Annotated in this window: 17 protein-coding genes; 12 read left to right on the top strand and 5 right to left on the bottom strand. The window is 41.7% G+C overall.

The window, feature by feature from the left end; all coding sequences use genetic code 11:
- Positions 1 to 287 precede the first annotated feature (287 nt).
- On the top strand, positions 288 to 905 hold the full coding sequence (locus tag IQ259_RS01200) for a TetR/AcrR family transcriptional regulator (RefSeq protein WP_193879633.1): 618 nt from the start codon (positions 288 to 290) through the stop codon (positions 903 to 905).
- A 30-nt stretch (positions 906 to 935) separates the two neighbouring features.
- Here IQ259_RS01200 and IQ259_RS01195 read toward each other — a convergent pair whose 3' ends face one another.
- Both IQ259_RS01195 and thrS read right to left on the bottom strand, forming a co-directional pair.
- Positions 936 to 2,843, bottom strand: a complete 1,908-nt coding sequence (locus IQ259_RS01195) for a heavy metal translocating P-type ATPase (protein WP_193880079.1) — start codon at positions 2,841 to 2,843, stop codon at positions 936 to 938.
- A 202-nt stretch (positions 2,844 to 3,045) separates the two neighbouring features.
- Entirely contained in the window at positions 3,046 to 4,887 is a 1,842-nt protein-coding gene (gene thrS, locus IQ259_RS01190) for a threonine--tRNA ligase (RefSeq protein ID WP_193879630.1), read from the bottom strand.
- A gap of 362 nt (positions 4,888 to 5,249) precedes the next feature.
- Here thrS and IQ259_RS01185 point away from each other — a divergent pair, with 362 nt between their 5' ends.
- Together IQ259_RS01185 and IQ259_RS01180 are read left to right on the top strand one after the other, a co-directional pair.
- Entirely contained in the window at positions 5,250 to 5,567 is a 318-nt protein-coding gene (locus IQ259_RS01185) for a DUF2605 domain-containing protein (protein ID WP_193879627.1), read from the top strand.
- 255 nt (positions 5,568 to 5,822) lie between these two features.
- Positions 5,823 to 6,140, top strand: coding sequence for a DUF2973 domain-containing protein (locus IQ259_RS01180; protein ID WP_193879624.1), 318 nt, complete (start codon positions 5,823 to 5,825; stop codon positions 6,138 to 6,140).
- 68 nt (positions 6,141 to 6,208) lie between these two features.
- Here IQ259_RS01180 and IQ259_RS01175 read toward each other — a convergent pair whose 3' ends face one another.
- A complete protein-coding gene (locus IQ259_RS01175; RefSeq protein ID WP_193879621.1) occupies positions 6,209 to 8,500 on the bottom strand; it encodes an amylo-alpha-1,6-glucosidase in 2,292 nt (763 codons plus the stop codon).
- A 762-nt stretch (positions 8,501 to 9,262) separates the two neighbouring features.
- On the opposite strand from IQ259_RS01175, the gene IQ259_RS01170 reads away from it, so the two are divergent.
- From IQ259_RS01170 to IQ259_RS01140, 7 genes are all read left to right on the top strand, one after another.
- Positions 9,263 to 11,269 carry a DICT sensory domain-containing protein gene (locus tag IQ259_RS01170; RefSeq protein WP_193879619.1) on the top strand — a complete coding sequence of 669 codons (2,007 nt, stop codon included), beginning with the start codon at positions 9,263 to 9,265 and terminating at the stop codon, positions 11,267 to 11,269.
- Positions 11,270 to 11,545: 276 nt separating this feature from the next.
- Positions 11,546 to 11,839 carry a BrnT family toxin gene (locus IQ259_RS01165; protein ID WP_193879603.1) on the top strand — a complete coding sequence of 98 codons (294 nt, stop codon included), beginning with the start codon at positions 11,546 to 11,548 and terminating at the stop codon, positions 11,837 to 11,839.
- Positions 11,802 to 12,053 carry a BrnA antitoxin family protein gene (locus IQ259_RS01160; protein ID WP_228014279.1) on the top strand — a complete coding sequence of 84 codons (252 nt, stop codon included), beginning with the start codon at positions 11,802 to 11,804 and terminating at the stop codon, positions 12,051 to 12,053. The genes IQ259_RS01165 and IQ259_RS01160 overlap by 38 nt, the downstream gene beginning before the upstream one ends.
- A 299-nt stretch (positions 12,054 to 12,352) precedes the next feature.
- On the top strand, positions 12,353 to 12,772 hold the full coding sequence (locus tag IQ259_RS01155) for a photosystem I reaction center subunit II PsaD (RefSeq protein ID WP_193879596.1): 420 nt from the start codon (positions 12,353 to 12,355) through the stop codon (positions 12,770 to 12,772).
- Positions 12,773 to 12,907: 135 nt separating this feature from the next.
- Positions 12,908 to 14,425, top strand: a complete 1,518-nt coding sequence (gene trpE / locus IQ259_RS01150; protein WP_193879593.1) for an anthranilate synthase component I — start codon at positions 12,908 to 12,910, stop codon at positions 14,423 to 14,425.
- A gap of 188 nt (positions 14,426 to 14,613) precedes the next feature.
- A complete protein-coding gene (locus tag IQ259_RS01145; protein ID WP_193879591.1) occupies positions 14,614 to 14,862 on the top strand; it encodes a helix-turn-helix transcriptional regulator in 249 nt (82 codons plus the stop codon).
- Positions 14,863 to 14,960: 98 nt separating this feature from the next.
- Positions 14,961 to 15,536, top strand: coding sequence for a restriction endonuclease (locus IQ259_RS01140; RefSeq protein ID WP_228014278.1), 576 nt, complete (start codon positions 14,961 to 14,963; stop codon positions 15,534 to 15,536).
- 8 nt (positions 15,537 to 15,544) lie between these two features.
- Here the strand turns inward: IQ259_RS01140 and IQ259_RS01135 are convergent, their stop codons facing one another.
- Both IQ259_RS01135 and yidD read right to left on the bottom strand, forming a co-directional pair.
- Positions 15,545 to 16,627, bottom strand: coding sequence for a site-specific DNA-methyltransferase (locus IQ259_RS01135; RefSeq protein ID WP_193879588.1), 1,083 nt, complete (start codon positions 16,625 to 16,627; stop codon positions 15,545 to 15,547).
- Positions 16,628 to 16,906: 279 nt separating this feature from the next.
- A complete protein-coding gene (yidD, locus tag IQ259_RS01130) occupies positions 16,907 to 17,143 on the bottom strand; it encodes a membrane protein insertion efficiency factor YidD (protein ID WP_193879586.1) in 237 nt (78 codons plus the stop codon).
- Positions 17,144 to 17,205: 62 nt separating this feature from the next.
- On the opposite strand from yidD, the gene IQ259_RS01125 reads away from it, so the two are divergent.
- Together IQ259_RS01125 and IQ259_RS01120 are read left to right on the top strand one after the other, a co-directional pair.
- Positions 17,206 to 17,913, top strand: coding sequence for a diacylglycerol/polyprenol kinase family protein (locus tag IQ259_RS01125; RefSeq protein ID WP_193880069.1), 708 nt, complete (start codon positions 17,206 to 17,208; stop codon positions 17,911 to 17,913).
- Positions 17,914 to 18,457: 544 nt separating this feature from the next.
- A complete protein-coding gene (locus IQ259_RS01120) occupies positions 18,458 to 18,814 on the top strand; it encodes a CTB family bacteriocin (RefSeq protein ID WP_193879584.1) in 357 nt (118 codons plus the stop codon).
- Positions 18,815 to 19,080 lie beyond the last annotated feature (266 nt).

The raw sequence follows: 19,080 nt of genomic DNA, 5'->3' as shown, positions 1-19,080 counted from the left end.
AATTCAGGAAAGATAGAATTTTGGTAAATGTCGTGACCCAGTTTGGATGTAGATGCTCAACGGTTATGAGAGAACAATGAAGTGTGGAATATAAAACTAAACCGTGTAGTTATATAATTAGAGTATACTAAACCGATTAGTTTATTCAAGTGACGATGCTCCGCCCCGCCGGAGGCGATCGCCAAAAAGTATTTATTATTTAAGAGCATTGCTAGACAAGCTTTCGCGTCAGGTGTTACAGCTACAGAAATTCTTAAGACGGTTTGCAAGATAAGGAATATTGAAAAATGGCACGCCCAAAAGCGGGAGAATTTGAACGGTCAAATTCAACAGAGAAAGTCGAAAAGATTCTCCAAGGGGCAATGCAGGAGTTTCTCGCCCACGGTTATGCTGCTACGAGTATGGATAAAGTAGCAGAAGCAGCCAGTGTTTCTAAAGCCACAGTATACAGCCACTTTCAAGATAAAGAAGGGTTATTTCGGGCATTAATAGAGAAACTGGCAAGAAAGCGGTTTCATTCGATTTTGGGAACGCAACCCCTCCAAGGAGAACCTTACATTGTGCTGCGACGGTTAGCCAAAACAGCATTAGATCAGATGGTTAATGATCAAGAATATCAAGCATTTGAACGGCTACTGATGGGAGAATCAGCCCGGTTTCCTGAATTAGCACAGGTGTTTATTGGTAGCATTGCCAAACCAGCAATCGAGACTATCAGTAAGTATTTAGCATCTTGTTCCGAATTGAACATACCAGATCCAGAAGCCACAGCCAGAATACTCATTGGTTCATTAGTGCATTTTGTGATCACACAGGAAATTATGCACGGTAAGAATATCATGCCAATGGAGAGCGATCGCATTATTGAGGCTTTAACACACCTGATTGTCAATTGTGCCGATTAATTGCAATGCTAGTACATTACAGGAAAAAGATTATCTCAGCAATCGCAAACCGTTAAGGGTGACTAATACTGTAGAACCTTCATGCCCAATTACACCAATAGGTAAGTTAATATTCCCCAAAAAGTTACCCAGCATCAGCAAAATAATTGATGTAAGAGCAAAGGCTATGTTTTGTTTTACTACAAATTGCGATCGCCTGCCTAATTGCATTGCTACCACAATTTTTTCTAATTTGTCTGCTATCAATACAATATCTGCCGTTTCTAAAGCGACATCACTACCTGCACCGCCCATCGCTATACCCACGGATGCTTGGGCTAAAGCAGGTGCATCGTTGATTCCATCGCCTACCATCGCCACAGTTTGATACTGTTTTTGTAAACTGCGGATGAGATTTAGCTTATCTTCTGGTAAAAGTTCTGCGTATACCTGAGTGATGCCGATCGCTTGGGCGACACTTTGGGCTGTACGCTCATTATCTCCCGTCATCATGACAATCTGTTCTACTCCCAGCTGACGCAGACGGCGAATGGTGGCGGCGGCTTCTGGTCTGATCATATCTGTAATTGCGATCGCACCCATTACTTTCTGGTCTTGGGCAACCCAAACAACAGTTTTTCCCTCATATTCCAGAGAATGAGCCAAATCTTGTAATTTTTGCGGTAACTGGGCAACATACTGCTGAACAAAAGCGGCATTTCCTAACGTAACTTTTTGGTTGTTGACTATCCCCACAATACCTTGCCCTGGTATAGCTTGGACATCAACACCACGCACCCAATTTAAATCATCAGCCTTCTGGACAATGGCTTTAGCAATGGGATGCTCAGAAAATGATTCTAAAGCTGCTGCTGCTTTTAATACATCTGCTTGTGTATATTCATCAGCAGAAATTACTTGAGATACTTGCACCTGTCCTGTAGTTAAAGTACCAGTTTTATCAAAAGCGATCGCCCGGACTTTGCCCATCTTCTCTAACTGCGCCCCATTTTTGAACAAAATCCCCTGTCGCGCCCCATTGGCAATTCCTGACAGCAATGTTGGCATAATTGCAGCCATCAACGCACAAGGAGAAGCCACCACTAAAAAAGTTAAGGCGCGATAAATAGTCGTGTCCCAATCCCAACCCCAAATAAACGGCGGTAAAATTACCAGTAATATTCCAGATACAACAATTACCCTGGCATATCCCCGTTCAAATTTGGCAATAAACTCTTGGGAAGGTGGCGCTGATTCTTGGGCTTCTTCCACCAACCGAATCACTCGCTGAATCAAATTACTAGCAGCTGGCTTGTGTACTTTCAACTTCAGCGCCCCGTAACCGTTGAGTGTTCCAGCAAAAACCTCCTCACCAACTGTTTTCTCTACAGGTAAAGATTCCCCGGTAATCGCTGCTTGATTGATGGTGCTGTAACCAGACAAAATTATGCCATCAGTAGGAATTAATTCTCCAGGTTTGACAACAATTTCATCCCCCACCTTTAGCTGAGTGATGGGTAGCATCTGTTCCTGTCCTTGATGCAAAACTCTGGCTGTATCCGGTGTCAAACTCATCAAACTGCGGATACTTCTCTCAGTGCGCCCCATAGCGTAGCCTTCTAATGCACCGCTAATAGCAAAGATGAGAATTAAAATTGCCCCATCAATAATTAAGTGATATTCTCTGCGCCATAAACCCAAGCCAGCTGCACCAATAGCCGCCACAATCATCAGCAAGTCTACATCTAGTTCTCTCTCTTTAATTAAGGTAGTCAGTCCCTCACGGGCGCTTTCGTAACCACCAATTACATAAGCAGCACTTAACAACAGCATCGCCCAACCCAACCAACCCAGATGCAAGGCGAACCATCCGAAAAATAACAACAGTCCACATACCAAGGCTGCTAAGATATCTGCGTGTTCTTTAGTGAATTTTGTTAAATGCTGTGAGTAGAGCATGAGAGTGAAATCATTGACAACTTCTCTCACGCTAAACCTTGACATTGATGTTAATGTCAAGCAATTATTTTTCCGTTTGGAAGTATTGTGATGGCAGGTTTCCTCTTCTGTTCCCTGTTCCCGCCCCGAAGATGTCTAATTAGCTGAATGATTAGTTAATATTAGTTTTTCGGCTGGGTATCATCACCCAGCCAAGTAATTGCTAGAAGTTATCGAAATTTGCGATCGCACTCTTCATCTTCTCTACCACTTCATCCACAGAAATTGCGCCTAATTCCCCAGAAGCGCGGGTACGGATGCTTAAGGAGTTGGTTTCAACTTCCTTCGCGCCTACCACTGCCATTACGGGTATTTTGTCTTTCTCGGCGTTGCGGATTAATTTACCCAAGCGATCGCCACTGGTGTCAACTTCCGCACGGATACCCAACATCAGCATTTTCGCTACGACATTTTTAGCAAAATCTAGTTGTGCATCACTCACAGATAGCAATCGAATCTGCACAGGTGCTAACCACAAGGGGAAATCACCTGCATATTCTTCAATTAATATCCCAATCAGCCGTTCTAAAGAACCGAAAGGTGCGCGGTGAATCATTACCGGACGCTTGCGCGAACCATCTTCAGCGACATACTCTAAATCAAAACGTTCTGGTAAGTTGTAATCAACTTGCACGGTTCCTAATTGCCATTCTCTTTCCAAAGCGTCTTGGAAGATAAAGTCGAGTTTTGGCCCGTAAAAAGCTGCTTCCCCAATACCTTCAAAGTGATCCATTCCCAGCTGTTCTACGGCGCGGCGAATTGCACCTTGAGCTTTTTCCCAAGCTTCATCAGAACCGATATATTTATCACTAGCAGGGTCACGAAAACTAAGTCTAGCTTTGAAGTTCTTTAATTGCAGACTCTTGAACACCGACAAAATCAAATCGACTACGTTGAGGAATTCGTTGTCTAACTGTTCTGGGGTAACAAATAAGTGGGAGTCATCCACAGTAAAGCCGCGCACCCTAGTTAAACCGCCTAATTCCCCTGATTGTTCGTAGCGGTAAACAGTGCCGAACTCTGCCAAGCGCATCGGTAATTCCCGATAAGAACGCAACTCGCTCTTATATATTTGGATGTGAAAGGGGCAATTCATCGGCTTGAGGACAAAGCCTTGCTCAAGTAAAGCTGCGGCTTCATCCTCTGCCATTAAGGGAAACATATCTTCTTTATACTTTTGCCAGTGTCCAGAAGTTTTAAATAAATCCACTCTGGCAATGTGGGGAGTTACCACAGGTAAATAGCCGCGCTTTAGCTGTTCCTGCTTCAGGAAGTCTTCTAAAATACTCCGCAACAAAGTACCTTTAGGTGTCCACAACGGCAAACCCGGCCCCACTTGATCGGAAAAGATAAATAATCCGAGTTCCTTACCAAGTTTGCGATGATCTCGGCGCAGTGCTTCTTCTTTGCGGCGTTTGTACTCAGCTAGTTGTTCTGGAGTTTCCCAAGCAGTACCATAAATCCGCTGCAATTGCGCTTTGGTTTCATCCCCACGCCAATAAGCACCCGCAACGCTTTCTAAATCGATGGCTTTAGGGTTCAAATCCTTGGTGTTTTCGACATGGGGGCCGGCGCACAAGTCCCACCATTCGTTCCCTAGGTGATAAATGGTGATTGGTTCTTTCAGATCCGCCAGAATTTCTAATTTATAAGGTTCGTTGATTTCTTTGATGCGGCGTTCGGCTTCTTCCCGGCTGACTTCTTCTCGATTGACTGGCAATTTGCGATTGATAATCTTAACCATCTCTTTTTGGATGGTTTTGATGTCTTTGTCAGTAAATGGCTCTGGACTATCAAAGTCGTAATAAAATCCATTTTCTATCCAGGGGCCGATTGTAACTTGCGCCTTGGGAAACAGCTTCTGCACTGCCATTGCCATCACATGGGATGTTGTGTGACGAATCTTTTTTAATGTTTCTGATTCGCTGGTACGGGGTAAATATATTTTTGCTGGTTGTTCTGCGTTGTGCGGATCTTGATTAGGCGACATCGGCTGCTGAACCATTGGCGAAGTGATTGCAAAAGGTAATTTATTAGTTAAAATCCTGAAAACCTACCCAAATATAACATAGGGTTATCTTTCAGCTTGACAGACTTTTAGCTGTACTGGATGAACTCTAGCATTCTCTATGCGATCGCTTCATCATTCCATGTAGAGCAATTTCATGAAATCAGTTGCAGCAAGTCTTCACTCTACATATCATAGCTATGGCTAAAAAAATGTGTTCTGTTTAGAAAAAAAGTTAATTTTTGTAATGATTATGACAGATTTTTTGGAAATCTTTCTGTAGACATAGCATATAATAATATTAAGTTTTGTAAAAAACGTTAATATTAATGAGAGAAATAGAAGTATCCTTCATATCTATGCAAGACTCAAATTTACCAGGGACTGAGTTGCTAAAAACTGTTTTAGAGCCTTTGTTAGAAGACTTCCAATATTGGTTTGCGCGATCGCGTAATTTTTTGGAAACAGAGCAACTCTCATTTATGAGTCATCAAGAACAATCTGATCTGCTATTACGAGTCAAGCAAGCACAAGCAGAAGTGAACACGACAAAAATGCTGTTTACAGCCACTGATAAACAAGTCGGAATTGATATGACAACTTTAATGCCTTGGCATCAATTGGTGACAGAGTGTTGGAATGTGGCTATGCACTTCCGGCAAGCACAAGAAAATTAAGGTGTAGCTACTAGTTAAGACCCGTGATACATGATATCAATTGCATAGATACTATAAAATACTTAATAAATTTTTTATTAACAAATAATGTATCCTATGCTACCGTAAATTGAATAACAGTTGACAAATTTCACCACATAAATAATAAAGGCGTACCAAAAGTGCGTTAAACATTTACACCCGCTGTAATTCAAAAAATCAGCGAAGTTTTTCATTATAAGCTTTTTAAACTTGCTACCTCTTGAGGAAACCCCTATGTTGCACCTACTTTACATTCTTGCTTTTACGATTCTTGCTTGTATTGCTGTCGCCAATTTAATTCGCAATCTAGTCATGTTTAGTTTTGACCGAGAGCGAAATTATCCAGTTAAATCTTCCGCAATGGGTAATCAAGGTTATTTTGCGTCTAAAAATCAGTTTGCACCCCATCCTGAATTATTGGATAGCGCAGGTAATTTAATTAAAGAACCACTTTTGGTCATGCGTTCTATCAACGTTGAAGATGCTCGGCAACAGCTAGATGCTCTTTATGAAGCTTCTCCAGGACAAAAGAGCGAAAATCAGGAGTTCTAGAAGATGAAGTATAAAATCTTTCTTTTTCGAGACTTTATACTTCATCATTGATACTTCATCTTTGAAGATTACGCTTCGATAACTACCCGGAGATTGCCACGTTTTTTAGCTACGCGACAAGCAGTAGTACTACCAGAACGCTCGAATTCCAAATCTAGGATAGTCGGGCCAACTCGCAAATTATGAAATGACAGATGATTAATCGACTCTGGTAAAGCGGGGTCGATAATTCGTAAGCAGTTATTTTGAGCGTCAGGCACTAAATTGACGATCATTTGCAGCAGTTGGAAGACACTACCAGTCGCCCAAGCCTGCGGTGTACAAGCGACTGGATACTGTATGGGAGCATGATCACCATTACGTTCGTAGCCGCACAAAAGTTCTGGAGGACGTTGGTAAGGCTGTGTACTCGTCATGTCGAATAAACCTTGAAAAAGTTCCAAGGCTTGATCGACTAAACCGAGCGATCGCAAACCCATCGCAATTATAGAATTATCATGAGGCCACACTGAGCCAATATGATAACCCATCGGATTATAAGCAGGAGACAAACTGCTCAAAGTCCGAATACCCCAACCATTAAACATATCTGGTGCGCGTAACCTTTCTGCCACACTGTAGGCTCTTTCGGGGGTAAAAATGCCTAAGTGTAAACAATGGCCAGGGTTAGATGTAATACTATCCACCTGTTTGCCATCGCCATCTAAAGCTAAGGCGCAGAAATCTTGGTCTTCCATCCAAAAATCTCGATTGAAACGCACCTTGAGATTTCTGGCTTCTTCTTGCCAACGGTCTGCTAAATCCAGGCGCTTTTTCATTTTGGCAAATTCGGACAGGCGCATCTTGGCTGCGTAAACATAAGCTTGCACTTCACATAAGGCAATGTGGCCGTTAGCTAAATCTCCCTTCCGGTCAACAATACAGTCCCCTGAATCTTTCCAGCCTTGGTTAGCCAAACCGCGCTTGGATCTACGGGAATAGGTAAGATAGCCTGTTTCTTGAAGATTGCGATCAATCCACTCCATTGCGGCTAAAGCATGTGGCCAAAGCTGTTCTACAGTTTCTTGGTCGTGAGTCCAAGCGTAGTATTCTGCATACAACATCAACCACAGAGGCGTAGCATCAACTGTGCCGTAGTAAGGTGTATGGGGAATTTCTTGACAACGAGCCATTTCCCCCAAGCGTAACTCGTGCAGAATCTTACCTAATTCTTCTTCCCGCCAATCATCCTCAGTTTTACCCTGGTATGCTGCCAGCAACATCAAAGTTTCTTTGGCAATTTGGGGGTTTAACATCAAGGTTTGGGAAGCCGTAATTAGAGAATCTCGCCCAAACAGTGCTGAAAACCAAGGTACGCCAGCGGAAACAGTCTTGTACTTACCGAAAGACTGGCGCAACAAATACAAATCTTGCTCGGCGCGATCGATTACACGGTTGAATAAACTTTTGTCTGAGCTAATGCGGGTAATTTGTTGCACCCAATGTTGTTCTTCCATCAATTCTGCGGCTTTGGCCTGTCCTAAGGTAAAAGCTGCACTGACGGTAGAACTAGAGGTGTTGTTAGTTAACAAATTGATGCGGTAGCCCAGCTTTTGGGTTTCATGAGATGCTAACTCTAGCTTCCACACCGCTGTGTAACCTTTGAAGTAGTCTGGTAGGCGATGCTGAAATTGGATACGAGATTCCATCACCAAGCCATCTAGACCTTGATAAGCCAATGTCAAGAATTCTTCTTTGTGTATCGGTTGCTGAGTTTGAAAAGACCCGGTGCGATCGCCACTTAAGACTGTACCTTCTTCATGGGTAGGTTCTACTTGGCGTAAAAGCTTACCTCGTTGATCTCGACCATAGCCTCGCACTTCAAACAAATCAACAAAATCTGCATCAAAGCTAATACTGAGTTCAAAACTGACAGTGCTTGTACTGTAGTTTGATACTTCTATTTCTTCAAATAGTGCGCCATTGAGGACGATTTCTCGGCGAATGCCCACATTATCGGCTTTGAGTCCTTCGTCGATTCTGGGATTAGTACACAAAACTGTCAGGGAAAATCCTTTTTCCGCCGTGCTGCCCAGGAGTATAGGCGATCGCCCTTCAATTTGCAGTTCCAGACGGTTAAGAAATCGCGTATCACAACAAAACAATCCCATACTGGGGTTGCCATCATTCAGGGAACAGCCTGAAATGTTCCCCATTGTATCTGTGACGAGGAATAAATCATCATCTTTAACCGTCAGGGTTGGTTGTGGTCTTTCACTTACAACACAAGGCCATTCTGGGATAGGAAGTTGTTCTGCTGGGATAAAAGTCTTTCCGTCCAAAGAAATTTTTTCTTGGGTGATTAGCAAATCCGGTGTCATCAGCCAAAGTTCCGTGTACAGGGCTATGTTGTCGTAGTCTTAGTAACTTTGATGGGTTCAACAGCAGTAAAGTCTAAACAAAAGAATACTGCTCAGAACTGTAAAAAAGACGTTATGGAAAACTTGTTTGACAAAATTTACATAACAAATCTTTATAAATTTATATTGTTTAAGTTTAAAGTCAAGGCTGATAATAGAGGATTTTCACTTAAGATTACATCAACCCTGGTATATACTCTGCCTTTACTAGTTTTATCTTCTATTTTCAAAATAAAGCTACGTAAATAAACTTTTGCTTAACTCAATAGCCGAACTGACCGAGAATGTATATTGAGCTTAGTAGCTTATTATTTAAAACGTCCCGATGTTAAACAACTACATTTAGGTTAAGACCACAGCATCTGTTGCGAATGGCTACGCCACGTGTACGCCCTTCTATGCTAAGGTGCAAACGGTATTTATTGCCGTTCTTGGTCTATTTTCAACTCTAGGCTAAGACATTTGTAAAGAAACTTACAGGCACTCCTCCTCGTGCATTTGGGCAGAGTAACTTGCCATCTGAAGACTAAAAGTTGAACATACAGTATTTTGACTTTTAGCAGCATTGAGTGGAAGCAAATCACTGCAACTGCCTTGTAACAGTGCAGTTTAGGATTCTTTACATAATGCAACTGTTTACCTAGCTTGAGAGTCCGTTGTAATTTGTACAATGCAGCTGTGACGTGGATCTTTTCTGTGAAAGTGGCTCCTTAAAGAATATTCATGAGCATTTCGACTTCCGTGCTGAGTGATCTGCTACAGTCCATCCCTTACCTCCGTCCCCAGCTATACTTCAAAGCTTCACTAACCGCCCTCTCCCACGCGATGGAAGATCAGGTTTTGGCGGCGACTTTAGATAAGCCCTTGATAATTGCGACCTTTCAACGAGAGCGATTTTATCGCCAAGAAGCCCATCGCTATCAAAGGCTGGCGCAATGCAGTAATCAAATATACGTCTTATCTGCACCGGAAACGGACTTTGCCAACAGCTCGGAATACTATGAAAAAGTTGCCTTTGAAGCAGATGATGCTTTAACTCAAGAGTGGCACTTAGTGGTAATTGCTGATAACTATGCTACTTGCTTGGTGTGTCGGGAAAGCCTCGGCTCCATTGCCAAAAATCAGCAAGTACCAGAATTTAGCTCTAGTCTTGACATAGACACAGCACGTAGGTTTGAGGGCATTTGGACATCGGAGCGGGGAGTTAGCATCAAAGCAGCACAATTGCTATTAGACAGGATTTTAGTTTATAGACCAGACCTAGCCAGCAAAATGAAGGAGGCACGTCAACGGTTTGGCATTGGGGAGCCAAGAACTTACTCTCAAATCGGACAAACCGAATTTGCTTGCGATATTGATACAGACCCATTTGTGCAGCGATTGGTGACTTATTTGCAAGCTAGTCAGTATAAATTGCACAAAGCCTATCGCTCAATTATTGCCCAAGCACGAAAAGAACGCTTAGTCAACTCTATTAGTACAGCTATTCGGCGATCGCTCGATCCCCATGAAGTTTTGCAAATCGCCGCCCAAGAACTAGGGCAACACTTAGGGGCTAATCGTTGTTTAATTTACCGCGCTCAAGCGACAGAAGCACAGGCCATAATTGAACACGAGTTTTTAACTCCTGGTGTTTTATCTGTGTACGGACAAACCTGGGATTTAGATAATAATCTTTTATTTCAGGAAGTTGTGCAGCAAGGCGAAGGTGTTTGCGTGGCGGATACACTGAACGACTTGCGAATCAGTAGTTCAGCAACACTGTCCTTAATCGCCAAAAAATTTAGTATTCATTCTTGGTTGATGGAACCAGTGTTATCTCAGGGACGACAGCTAGGCGTTATCGAATTACACTATTGCAGCTTACCACCCCACCAGTGGCAACCAGGGGAATTTGATTTGGTAAAAGCGATCGCCACCCAAATCGGAGCCGCCCTGATTCAAGCAGAAGCTTACGCCAACTTAGAAGAACTCAACCAGCAGCTAGAAGCCCTCGATCGCACTCGCAGCAATTTGATAGCCATCACAGGGCATGAACTGCGTACCCCCTTATCTACCATTCAAGTATGCTTAGAAAGCCTCGCCAGTGAGCCTGATATGCCTCTGGAATTACAGCAGATTATGTTGAACACCGCCCTTACCGATTCTGAACGGATGCGGAAACTAGTCCAAGATTTTCTCACCCTTTCTAACCTCGAAAGTGGTCGTGTGGAATGGCATCCAGAATCACTCACCTTGCAGGAATGTGTGGATTTAGCACTCAGCCGCATTCGTACCCGCCCCACAATGGATGATCCACCCAAAATCAAGACACAAATTGCCGAAAACCTGCCTTTGATTAGAGCAGATGGTGATTGGCTGGTGGAAGTATTGGCAAAACTTATAGATAACGCTTGCAAATTTACGCCATCAGAGGGGGAAATTTCTATTCAAGCCATTCACGATGACACTCAGATGGTCGAAGTCACCGTGGCTGATACTGGACGCGGTATCGAACCCAATCGTCTGGAAGTGGTGTTTGACCGCTTCTATCAAGAAGAGGGAGCGCTACGGCGTACCGCAGGTGGCACGGGGCTAGGATTAGCAATTTGTCGTCAAATTGTCAACGGGTGGGGTGGGAAAATTTGGGCAGAGTCAATAGGCAAAGACCAAGGTAGTCAGTTTCATTTCACCATTCCCATTGTTCTGGGTAGCCAGGAAGAGAAGCATACAAAGGCTAAGGGTAAATAGTCAATAGTCAATATTCTTTAAATCTTAATATACGGAAAAGTTCTGTCTGTTATGCTTTTTCGGATAATATCTTTTCACATACGGAAATAATTCTTTAAAAACATGATGATTTGGTTTTGGGTTACGGCGCAATTATAGATTGACTATATTGTTACGAATATCTCTTACGCGCCTTCACCTAACCTCCAGAAGTGCAATGAAGCTTTGGTGGGTGGGGCTTTGAGTTTAGAGAGGCAGTTCTTGAGGCACGGAATGGGAATCCGCTAAAATCAAGACATGAAATTTGAGTGGGATCAGCAAAAGAACCAAGCAAATATCGCAAAGCATAATCTTGACTTTGCAGACGCATCTAGAGTGTTCACACTACCTCTCCGTATTTCCCTTGATGAACGGCAAGACTACGGAGAAGATCGATGGATCGGAATTGGGATACTTGATGGACGTGTGGTAGTTGTAGTCTTTACAGAACTAGACGAGCAAACAATTCGTATTATTTCACTTCGCAAAGCTCTGCCTTATGAACGAAAACGATATGAACAGTACCTCAGAGACGAATTGGGAGAAGATTGACTCACTCACGGAAGAAGAAATAGACACCTCTGATATTCCGCCGTTGACTGAGGAGTTTTTCAATAAGTCACGATGGTGGAAACCCGTAAACCCATTAAATGTTCTTGTTCAAGTAGATCCCAACACACTGGCTTGGTTTCAAGCTCAGGGTGAGGATTATGAAAAGAAAATGACTGCGGCATTAAGGATTTATGCAGAAGCTCACAAGGCGTAGTCAAATGGAGTGCGATCGCCAGCTACATAAGTAGTCGCGCAAAATTAAATTCATTCGTAGAGAGAGGGAACCGGTGACAGGTTATAGGTGACAGGTGACAGGGAAACACTATGTGTAATTAATTCTGTTTAGGTACATAGTAGGAATTATTTCTGGTTAATAGTTAATTTGACAAATTCGTGGACTTTGAACTAATAACTTTGGACTTTAGACTAAAAACTGTTACAGACTATGACGCGATCGCAATATGATCGTAATGGCGGTGTTACGATGCCCTAAAAACCTTGAGAGAATGCTTTATGGCAGAAACACTTTCTGGAAAAACCCCACTGTTCGCCGGTAGCACTGGCGGCTTGCTCACTAAAGCAAAAGAGGAAGAAAAGTACGCTATCACTTGGACTAGCCCCAAGGCGCAAGTGTTTGAACTACCCACAGGTGGCGCTGCTACCATGAACCAAGGCGAAAACTTGCTTTACATAGCTCGTAAAGAATACGGGATTGCTTTGGGCGGTCAACTCCGGAAGTTCAAAATCACAGACTACAAAATCTACCGGATTTTACCTAACGGAGAAACCACCTTCATTCACCCAGCTGATGGTGTCTTTCCTGAAAAAGTTAACCCAGGACGTGAGAAAGTACGTCACGTACCTCGTAGTATTGGACAAAACCCCAGTCCAGCACAACTCAAGTTCAGTGGTAAACAAACCCACGATGCCTAAAAAATAGGTACATGAAGGGACTGGGTAAGAAAAAAGTATGAAGTATGAAGTTTGAAGTGTGAAATTTCATGCTTTAGCCTTGATTCTTTAGGCTTTATCCTTCTCAGTCCCCACTTCCCAATTCCATAGCAGTTTATGATTTTTCCCGATTTTTCTGATTTTTCTCAACTAGCTTTGCAAGGTAACTTTGTCCCGGTGTATCAAGAGTGGGTGGCAGATTTAGATACACCAGTTTCTGCATGGTATAAAGTTTGTGCGGGTCAGCCTTACAGTTTTTTGCTGGAATCGGTGGAAGGCGGTGAAAAAATCGGACGCTATAGTTTTGTAGGTTGTGATCCGCTGTGGGTGTTGGAAGCCAGAGGAGATAGAACAACTCAGACACACCGCGACGGTTCGCAAGTGGTGTTTACAGGCGATCCATTTACAGCTTTAGCCCAATGTTTGGAACCTTATCAGCCAATCAAGTTACAGCAACTACCGCCAGGAATTGGAGGATTGTTTGGTTTTTGGGGCTATGAATTGATTCGCTGGATCGAACCGCGTGTACCAGTGCATCCCCAGGACGAGCGGAATATCCCAGATGGGTTATGGATGCAGGTAGACCAACTGTTAATTTTTGACCAGGTGAAGCGGAAAATTTGGGCGATCGCTTATGCTGATTTGCGTGACCCCAACGTAGACTTACTGTCAGCGTATCAAAAAGCTGGCGATCGCGTCACCAATATGGTCAGCAAGTTATCTCTACCACTTTCACCGCAAAAAACTATTCTGGAATGGACACCCCCAGGCAATCAGAAAACAGGGAGCGCCGAGGTAGAATATACCAGCAACTTCACCCGCGCCCAATTCTGCACCAGCGTCCAAAAGGCAAAAGAGTACATCAAAGCTGGTGACATTTTCCAAGTGGTTATTTCCCAGCGACTCTCCACAGAATACACTGGTGATCCTTTTGCCCTGTACCGTTCATTACGGCAAATTAATCCTTCTCCTTACATGGCTTATTTCCACTTCCAGGATTGGCAAATTATCGGTTCCAGTCCAGAAGTCATGGTAAAAGCCGAACTTGACCCAGATGAGGGAATTGTCGCCACAGTGCGCCCCATTGCTGGGACACGTCCACGCGGTAAAACAACCAAAGAAGATGCAGCCTTAGCGGAAGACTTATTGCAAGACCCCAAGGAAATTGCCGAACACGTCATGCTGGTTGACTTAGGACGAAATGATTTGGGGCGGGTTTGTCAAAGCGGTAGCGTCAAAGTTGATGAATTGATGGTGGTTGAACGCTACTCCCATGTGATGCACATAGTTAGTAATGTGGTGGGTAAATTAGCACCAAACAAAACCGCTTGGGATTTACTTAAAGCTTGCTTTCCCGCCGGTACAGTGAGCGGCGCACCCAAAATTCGGGCGATGGAAATCATTAACGAGTTAGAACCGAGTCGCCGGGGTGTTTATTCTGGCGTATATGGCTATTACGATTTTGAAGGACAATTAAATAGTGCGATCGCTATCCGCACAATGGTAATGCGAGACAATATAGTCAGTGTTCAAGCTGGTGCAGGTTTGGTAGCTGACTCTGACCCAGAAAAAGAATACGAGGAAACACTGAACAAAGCTAGAGGCTTGCTTGTCGCCATTCGCTGTTTGCGTTGAGCCAATTTGTATTATGGGTCTTTCAAGCAGTTGAATCAGACTTGACAGCTTATTATGACAAACATAAAACCTATTTTGGGTTTATCCCAGATTAGGTTTTAGTATATAAATCGAAAATTTATTACATTAGTCAAAACTTAATTTCCATAAGAACTAACTAAGCTGTCGCAAAGAGAAAATTAATTTGCGTGTCTAAATCTGTTTTCAGTGAAAAGTATCATCTATTTCGTAAATTGCTTGTTCAAGCTCGCCAATTAGCTAACCTTACTCAATCTGAGTTATCAGCGAAGCTTTCACGCCCACAATCATATGTCTCCAAATATGAGCGTGGCGAGCGTCGTTTAGATTTAATAGAGTTTTTGGAAGTAGCAGAAGCTCTTCAAATTGAACCAGCAACTTTTATCAATCAATTACTTGAAGAAAAAGAGGACAAATAATTATTATTATCCAGTTTTTAGATTTCAACAATGCTGATAGCCTTATTAGTAACAACTATAGTTTAGAGTGGAAAGAAATAAGTGACACACTCGCCTTAATGCCATTGCATGTTAAGCCTTCTGATCAGAGAGGAAGACAAGGAAAGCTAATATTCGACCCAGTTGGAACAAACGAATACATTAAAAATGCTTTAGTTAAGCTAAAATGGCAGAACAATATAGTCATTCCTGCTGAATATAGGTTTTTAGGAAAAGAAATCGATTTTGTAAAAGCAGGTATTATTCTTGAGATACAGTTTTCCAACTATCCATTTTTATTAAACAATACACTACGTTCTGAATTATTATTTAAAGCAGGTACTATGTTTGCAAAGTACTCTACACAACTGGTAATTATTATTACAAAAGCTCAGATGTTTCCTGCTTCAAACAGCACTCTTTACTATGAGCAGGCTGCTAAACAACTGGAAGCTTTGATTAAAAATCATGTCTTCGATGTGCCAATCAGACTTATTGGATTGTTTGAACAACCAGACACCATTACATCAGTTATATCCACAGTGTATCAAGAAAAAAGATATTCTAGAATTGTTCAGGCTAGAATTAGTTGCCAGGGTCAATTAATTTCTGGTAAATTGGCAACTAGTCGTTGCAAAATTCATCTTATACAATAGACGATATATTAGTCTTGAAATCTAATTTCCGCTTGAAAATGAATATTTTTCTTTGAAGAATTTTTCCCATTTAATTTTGGATCTATAGGGATATTTTCATTTCGCAAAATAGCAGCAAAAGCAGCTTCTTCATAAAGCAATCTTTCTTGCATTTCTTGTAAATGGTATTCTTCTGGGTATATTTTCGCTTTACTTCTTTCTGATGGTTTTTCTCCAACTTGCATATCAAATCTAAATTTCTCAATTGGCTGACCTGTACGCTCTACATAATCACGTAGCGTTTTTAGATTTGGAAAACAGCCATTTTCATCAGGTTCTCCACTGAGCCGTCTAAGAGCCACTTGATGATATCTTGGGTCTATTTCTGTCCCCATAAAATGCCGTCCATATTCCTTCGCAACAATCGCTACAGTCCCCGTTCCCATATATGGATCAAAAACTAAACCATCCTTTATAGTTGTCGCTAATACAATCCTAGTTACCAAATCTTCTGGAAATTGACAAGGATGTATAGTTTGCTCTTCATGATTATGTTTTACATTTCGGAAAAGCCAAATATCTCCTGGATTTTTTCCGGCTGGATTACATGAAAGTTCTCCTTTACGCTCACCTCGATAATGCTTTTTATTTTGATATTTTTGTGGGACTCTAATAGCATCCAAATTGAATATATAATCATTAGTCTTAGTAAACCAAAGAATTGTTTCATGTCTACATGAAAATTTCTTTTGAGCATGAAGACCATGTTGCCGAGCCCAAATGATTCTATTTTTCGGAATCAAACCACATGACTCTAAAATTGGGAAGAAGCGAATATCAAGAGGAATAATTGTACCTTTGTCAGCAAAAGCACCAACTTGCCAAAATAATGAGCCTGTTTTTTTAAGAATTCTACTGCACTGCTGAAGTATAGATGCTTGCTCTTCTAAATAAATATTGAGAGCTTGCTTCGCTTCATATTCTTTACCTAGATTGTATGGAGGTGATGACACAATTAAGTCTACACACTCATCTGGTAAGTTACTTAGCAATGATTTACAATTTCCTAAAGTAATCTGGTCTAGTGGTAGCTTCTCTTTTCCAGCCTTCACTGCTATATCTACCCTTTATTAGAAAAAATTTCAGTTACTGAATAAAATAACCTAAAATGGGTTAGTGAACAAGGTATCTGACTGTAAAATATCAAAATTGCCTCAAACACTGGTGAGGTAAGCATTTTGTCAATTTTCAGTTGTGCGATCGCACAACTGAAAATTGAACGTTAGCGCCAAGCAACGCTGGTAGCAATCTTAACTATCATTACTTGTTTGACAAAATCAAAATTTTACTGAAGTAAGATTTACATAATAAGATTTTTTAGACACTATGGCCTATTCTTTTTTTACACAACAATCTTCCACTGGTACAGGATCATAACCTCCCGGATGAAATGGATGACAACGCAAAATCCGCCGAATTGCCATCCATCCACCGCGCACAACTCCAAACCTTTCTATTGCTTGCATAGCATACATTGAGCAAGTTGGCTGAAAGCGACAAGTCGGGAGAAACAAAGGCGAGATAAACATTCTATAACCCCGAATCAGCCATATAAATAATATTTTCATTCCTGTCGCCCAAATCTTATAAATTAGAAACAAAGGTAAAAACTGTCTATCTTGTGACATCTTTGTTGACTTTGATTCCTGGTTTAACATTAATTCCACCTTTGTGGCTGCAAATTGCCATAGTTGCAGTTTGGATTTTGCTGATTCTCCTTGTCTCATGGGTAGTAAATCGCTTTGTCACTGACGATTCAGAAATAGTCAGGAAAATAGTTCACATTGGCACTGGTAATGTGATTTTGCTGGCTTGGTGGCTAAATATCCCGGCGAGTTTAGGCATTACAGCTTCGATTTTAGCGAGTTCTATTACTTTATTGTCTTATCGATTTCCAATTCTCCCCGGTATTAACAGCGTCGGCCGCCAAAGTTTAGGAACATTTTTTTATGCTGTGAGTTTTGGCATTTTAGTTGCCTGGTTCTGGCATTTGCAACAACCACAATACGCCGCAATTGGAATTATGGTGATGACATGGGGAGATGGTCTAGCTGCATTGATTGGGCAACGCTTTGGTAAACATAAGTATAACATCTTTGGGGCGCATAAAAGCTGGGAAGGCTCTTTGGCTATGACTTTAGCCAGCTATATTGTCAGTAGTTTGATTTTGCTTGGTGTTCAAGGAAATATCTGGCAAACTTGGGTGGTATCATTGGCAGTGGCGATCGCAGCTACTGTTTTAGAAGCTGTTTCCTTTTTGGGTATTGATAATTTAACGGTTCCTTTAGGTAGTGCAAGTCTAGCGTTTCTACTAATACAACTATTGTCAGCCAGCTAGACTGAGAAAGAATTTATTATCTACAATGTTGGGTAAAATTAGCTACTTATGTAGTGGGTTAGAAGTGCGTAGGGGAAGCATCGTCGTAGACATCGCCAGTCTTAATTTTTACATATATAGTTCACTTGCTATTTATTTTAATTTTGCTATGAATATTTGCTTGGCAATTTCTGACTACTAGCGCTTTAATGTTTTTTGACTTACTGCTATTAGTTTAATTACTAGGGAGCAGCTTATAAACAATTAATAATTAAGAACTCAAAATTTAGTAGTGATGAGAGAGTATTTTAAACTCTGCATCCTGACAAATGAATCATTTAAATAGGTATTTTCTAAAAAACATCTATTATTGACCAGAATTTACTATTTTGACTCGAAGGATACTAGAATATCTAAGACATATAAAAGATTTTTTGATATCTGCTTCGAGTCGTAAAACTGTAGTTTTTATTTCTATCTGTAGATTTATGATTTCCTGACAAACAGTGCTTATAGTTGGGTACTTAGGTGGTCAAACCACCAAACGTAAGTGAGGCTAACAATCATGTCACATCAAATATTTGTATCAGAGTTGTTGATCGAATTATCCGAACAACAACAAGAATTAGTTGCCGGTAGTGCGGACTTTGAGTTGGCTGGCAGTAATTTTGCCAAAAGAGGCGCTCTTTTAAAAGGACTAACATTATCTGGGCCTACTGGTAGCACTGGCTACTCTGTTGGTAAAACTTCGGCAGTCAATACTGCTGCACAAGATTTCTTGACATTGGGCGCACCATCTGTGCCTACAATTGGTGCATTGGGTGCTGCTCCAACGCTCAACGGTATATCAGAAGCTCCAGTAGATGCAACTGGAGGTACAGAAAGTACACCAGGTGGTGGTAGCTTACCAGGTATGCAATAAATCCAACCAGTCTAAACCTTCCCCTAGGAAACCAAGAGAACTGTATAGTCACACCAGAGCGCCCCGCAAATATAAGTAAGAATGGGTATGTAGGGGTGATTAATCAAACAATCAAAAGTGGAATTAATTCTTCTTACCTCTACTAATCTGCAATTTTTATTCTGAATAATTCACAGAGTATTGCAGAAGTCAACTTGCTCATATTTTTCATGCAGAATAGCCATCTCTGCGATCGCTATGCTGATGAGTAATTTGAGCGCTCTTGG

The organism is Fortiea sp. LEGE XX443 (genome assembly GCF_015206815.1).
GTDB lineage: Bacteria > Cyanobacteriota > Cyanobacteriia > Cyanobacteriales > Nostocaceae > Nostoc_B.
The sequence above is the reverse complement of the archived record's forward strand: the minus strand, read 5'-3'. Positions and strand labels throughout refer to the sequence as shown.